Consider the following 3,944-nt stretch of genomic DNA (forward strand, 5'->3'; position numbering starts at 1 on the left):
GTCGGCGCTGCTCACCACCACCATGCCCTACATGAAGGTCGTCATCGACACGATGAAGGAAAAGGGCATCCGCGACGATTATGTCGTCCTGGTCGGCGGCGCGCCGCTCAACGAGGAGTTCGGCAAGGCCGTCGGCGCCGACGCCTATTGCCGCGACGCCGCGGTGGCCGTCGAGACCGCAAAGGATTTCATGAAGCGCAAGCACAACGTTCGCGCTTCCGCCTGACACGAGGCATCAGGATGGACCTAAAAAAAGCCGCGCCTTGCAGCGCGGCTTTTTTGTTACCAGATGATGGAAAAGGCTGCGATCAGTTGACAGTGTCCTTGACCGCCCTCGCCGTCGATTTGACGTCCTTGCCGACGCCCCGGATGGTGTTGGCGCAAGCGGTGAGCGCAAGCGCGCAGGCCAGGATGGCGATCGGCGCGACGCGTAGCAGTTTCATGAACAGTGTCTCCCTCGACAGATATTAAGCCCCGCAGCGAAAGCCGGCCCGACTTGGTCAAGACGCAAAAAACGGAACCGAATCAAACAGACAGGCTGCTCGTCATCGCCTGCGGGATGATTGCGCGCGAAGTTTTGGCCGTCAAGCAACAGCTAAAGCTCGACCATCTCGAGCTGACCTGCCTGCCGGCTGAGTTCCATTTCTATCCGGACCGCATCGCGCCGGCGATGGACAAGGCGATCGAGAAGGCCAAGGCGGAAGGCTACGATCACATCTTCGTCGGCTATGCCGACTGCGGCACGGGCGGCCTGCTCGACCGCGTCATCGAGAAGCACGGCGTCGAGCGCATGGCCGGGCCGCACTGCTTTGCCTTCTACCAGGGCATGGAGGCCTATGCGAAGGTCGCCGACGGCGACATGATGTCGTTCTACATGACCGACTTCCTCTGCCGCCAGTTCGAGGCCTTCTTCATCAAGCCGCTCGGCCTCGACCGGCATCCCGAGCTGATCAAGGACTATTTCGGCAATTACGGGAAGCTGATCTATCTTGCCCAGACCGACGATCCGGAACTCGACAAGGTCGCCGAGAAGGCTGCGGTTATGCTCGGCCTCGCGTACGAGCGCCGCCGGACTGGCTATGGTGATCTGACGAGCGAACTGGCGCGGGTGGCAACCGGCGCCTGACGGCTTCACGCCTCCGCTTCGAGCGCCGCCAATACATCGGCGAAACTTGTCTTGCAGACGAAGCCGAGTCGCTCCCCCGCCCGCGAGGGATCGTAGACGCGGTCGATCGACGAAAACATCGTCCAGCCCTTCCTCGCATAGAGCCCGGGATAATCCGGGAAATAGCGCGCGACAACCGATGGCGCGTCGGCGATGAGCTCGGCGCAGTCCAGCGGCCGGAACGGAGTCGGCGCCGAGATGATAAACGTGTCGAACCCGAGCAGCGGAGCTGTCTCCAGCGCCGCGACATGAGCCTCCGCGGCATCCTCCACCGTCAGCCGGCGAAACAGCAATTCGTTGGCCTTGGTGTTGGCGTCGGACTGTTCGATGGCGTGCGCCATGTCGTCCGCTTCGGGAAAGAAGCGCGCGGTGCGCAGCACCACCACCGGCAGCCCGTGCTCGATATGGTAAAGACGGCAGAGATGCTCAGCGGAAAGCTTCGTCACGCCATAGATGTTGCGCGGCTCCGGCGACATCTCCTCCGTCAGCCAGGCGGCCTTGCGCGCGCCGCGCTGGAAGCCGGCGCGGATCGCCTGCGAGATCATCAGCGACGTCGTCGAGGTGAAGACGAAACGCTCGACGCCGCAGGCAACCGCCGCGTCGAGCAGGTTGAGCGTGCCTTGCACATTCGTCGCGACGAAGGCGCTGTTCTCAAAGTGCTCGATGTTTGGCTTGTGCAGCGCGCCGCTGTGAATGATGGCCTCGATGCGATTGTCGCGGACAGTTTCGAAGACCAGCTCGCGGTCTGCGACCGAGCCGACGACCTGCGTGCGCGCCGAGGTAACCGGATCGAGGCCGACCACCTCATGGCCGAGCACTTCCAGTCGTGGCTGAAGCGCGCTGCCCAGCCAGCCTGACGACCCCGTGAGCAAGATCCGCATCGATCGAACACCATTTTTCCGAGCCCACGCTGTTAAGCACGGATGACAGACGATCGCGAACCGGTAAGTTGTACGCCAGTGACGAAAAGAACTGTTCCAGCCATCGATTTGAGGAAACGATTTGATGACCCCTCGCCTGCTTTTTGCCGCTCTCGGCCTCATAGCCCTCACCTTGCCCGCCCATGCCGACGGCGAGGTGCAGAAGCTGATCACCGCCGCAGACAAGGCGCGGCTGGATAAGTATGGTGAGACGCGCAAGGCGGCTCTGGATGAGGCAAAGGCCGGCGATCCGGCGGAGGTCAAGCAATTGGATGACTTGCTCGCCAAGCCGCTCGTCGCCTTCTCCGACACGGATCTCACCGGCGACTGGAAATGCCGCACCATCAAGGCCGGAGGCTTGAGCCCGCTGATCATCTATGGCTGGTTCAAGTGCAAGGTGACCGACGACGGCTCCGGCTGGCGGCTTGCCAAGATCAGCGGCTCGCAACGCACCACCGGCCGCTTCTTCGACGATGGCGAGAAGCGCTCGATCTATCTCGGCTCGTTCTCGGTGAACAACGACAAGGCCAAGCCCTATGGCAGCGGCCCCGAAAGCGACCAAGTCGGCTACGCCTTCCGCAACAGCGCCACCGAATGGCGCATCGAATTCCCCGCGCCCTATTACGAATCCAAGCTCGACATCATGGAATTCAAGCGCTGAGCCGGGCTTTGGCGCCTGACCGAAGACCTTCGGCTCACCAAGGATTAACCCGCCCCGCATAGCATGCGCCCGGTTTTGAGAGCGGGTGCTTGCCATGGCGGCGTCGGAATCGAGTACGCGACCGATCGTGGTCGTCACGGAAGGTGGCCCGCATATCTGGGCAATCGTCAATGCGATTGCCGATCGCGTCGGTCCTGTCAGCGTCATCCTCGAGAACCCTGAATCCAAAAAGCGGCTGCTCATGGGCCGCGCCCGGCGGCAGGGTTGGATCTCGGCCATCGGGCAGCTCGGCACGATGGTGCTTACCAGGCTCGGCAAGCGCTTCCTTGCCGGCCACGCCGAGCGGCTGATCGCCGAGGAAAAGCTCGACGCCGAACCGCGGCAAGGCCAGGCGATCATCCATGTGCCCTCAGCCAACGGGCCGGAATGCCTGAAGGAAATCGCCAGCATCGGACCGGGCGTCATCCTGCTCGCCGGCTGCAGACTGCTGTCGAAGGATACGTTGGCCAGGATGCCTTGCCCGGTGCTCAACTATCACGCCGGCATCGCGCCAAAATATCGCGGCATGAATGGCGGCTACTGGGCGCTGGCGTCCGGCGACGCGCAGAACTTCGGCACCACCGTGCATCTGGTCGATGCCGGGGTCGACACAGGCGGCGTGCTGAAGCAGGCGCGCGGCAAACCCAAGACGGGCGACACCATCGCCAGCTACCCGCTGCGTCAGGCAGCGTTTTCGCGCGATATCTGCGTCGAAGCGGTCGGCAATGTGCTGGCCGGCAGGCTGGAAACGATCGATCCTGGCCTGCCGTCCAAGCAATGGTATCACCCGACGATCTGGTTCTATCTCTGGATCGGCCTGACCAAGCGCGTCTGGTGATTGGCCGGCAACGGATTCCAGCATTCGCTTTGCGCCATCGCCAGCGTCGCTTTTGAAGGGGCGCGCGTCGTCCCATAACAAGCGGCCCAACAGCGCTTGCGGCAATGCTCCGACATATCGAGGAGTTGAGAATTCATGGCCGATCTGATCGTCGTCTATTGGCGCGACATTCCCGCCCAGGTCATCGTCAAAAAGGGCCGGCAGAACGCCAAGCGCGAACTGCCGCTGCGCTTCACCGAGGCGATCGACATGTGCGCGATGCGCACCGGCGCCGGCGGCACAGACGACTATCTGGCGGACTGGCGCAAGTCCGATCCCGTC

6 protein-coding genes and 1 pseudogene are annotated in these 3,944 nt (G+C 62.8%); 5 read left to right on the plus strand and 2 right to left on the minus strand.

Going from position 1 to position 3,944, the window contains the following annotated elements:
- Nucleotides 1-226, plus strand: a pseudogene (locus EOA24_RS29770) (cobalamin-binding protein); the annotation flags it as partial.
- Nucleotides 227-308: 82 nt separating this feature from the next.
- On the opposite strand, the gene EOA24_RS29775 reads toward EOA24_RS29770, so the two are convergent.
- On the minus strand, nucleotides 309-443 hold the full coding sequence (locus tag EOA24_RS29775) for an entericidin A/B family lipoprotein (RefSeq protein WP_042645015.1): 135 nt from the start codon (nucleotides 441-443) through the stop codon (nucleotides 309-311).
- Between the two features lie 53 nt (nucleotides 444-496).
- On the opposite strand from EOA24_RS29775, the gene EOA24_RS29780 reads away from it, so the two are divergent.
- On the plus strand, nucleotides 497-1,126 hold the full coding sequence (locus EOA24_RS29780; RefSeq protein WP_126082178.1) for a DUF1638 domain-containing protein: 630 nt from the start codon (nucleotides 497-499) through the stop codon (nucleotides 1,124-1,126).
- A 5-nt stretch (nucleotides 1,127-1,131) separates the two neighbouring features.
- Here the strand turns inward: EOA24_RS29780 and EOA24_RS29785 are convergent, their stop codons facing one another.
- Entirely contained in the window at nucleotides 1,132-2,046 is a 915-nt protein-coding gene (locus EOA24_RS29785; RefSeq protein WP_126082177.1) for an NAD(P)-dependent oxidoreductase, read from the minus strand.
- Nucleotides 2,047-2,170: 124 nt separating this feature from the next.
- Here EOA24_RS29785 and EOA24_RS29790 point away from each other — a divergent pair, with 124 nt between their 5' ends.
- From EOA24_RS29790 to EOA24_RS29800, 3 genes are all read left to right on the plus strand, one after another.
- Nucleotides 2,171-2,746, plus strand: coding sequence for a DUF4893 domain-containing protein (locus EOA24_RS29790; protein WP_127410373.1), 576 nt, complete (start codon nucleotides 2,171-2,173; stop codon nucleotides 2,744-2,746).
- A gap of 94 nt (nucleotides 2,747-2,840) precedes the next feature.
- Nucleotides 2,841-3,623: a formyl transferase gene (locus tag EOA24_RS29795; protein ID WP_126082175.1), complete on the plus strand. Its 783-nt coding sequence runs from the start codon at nucleotides 2,841-2,843 to the stop codon at nucleotides 3,621-3,623.
- A 135-nt stretch (nucleotides 3,624-3,758) separates the two neighbouring features.
- A partial coding sequence (locus tag EOA24_RS29800) for a virulence factor (RefSeq protein WP_189354347.1) occupies nucleotides 3,759-3,944 on the plus strand: 186 nt, incomplete at its 3' end.

Source organism: Mesorhizobium sp. M2A.F.Ca.ET.039.01.1.1, from assembly GCF_003998035.1.
In the GTDB taxonomy this organism is placed as follows: Bacteria; Pseudomonadota; Alphaproteobacteria; order Rhizobiales; family Rhizobiaceae; genus Mesorhizobium.

Bases quoted from the DNA above. Each gene is read 5' to 3' on its own strand.
- EOA24_RS29775 (WP_042645015.1), bottom strand. From the start codon at position 443: ATGAAACTGCTACGCGTCGCGCCGATCGCCATCCTGGCCTGCGCGCTT.
- EOA24_RS29785 (WP_126082177.1), bottom strand. From the start codon at position 2,046: ATGCGGATCTTGCTCACGGGGTCGTCAGGCTGGCTGGGCAGCGCGCTT.
- EOA24_RS29790 (WP_127410373.1), top strand. From the start codon at position 2,171: ATGACCCCTCGCCTGCTTTTTGCCGCTCTCGGCCTCATAGCCCTCACC.
- EOA24_RS29795 (WP_126082175.1), top strand. From the start codon at position 2,841: ATGGCGGCGTCGGAATCGAGTACGCGACCGATCGTGGTCGTCACGGAA.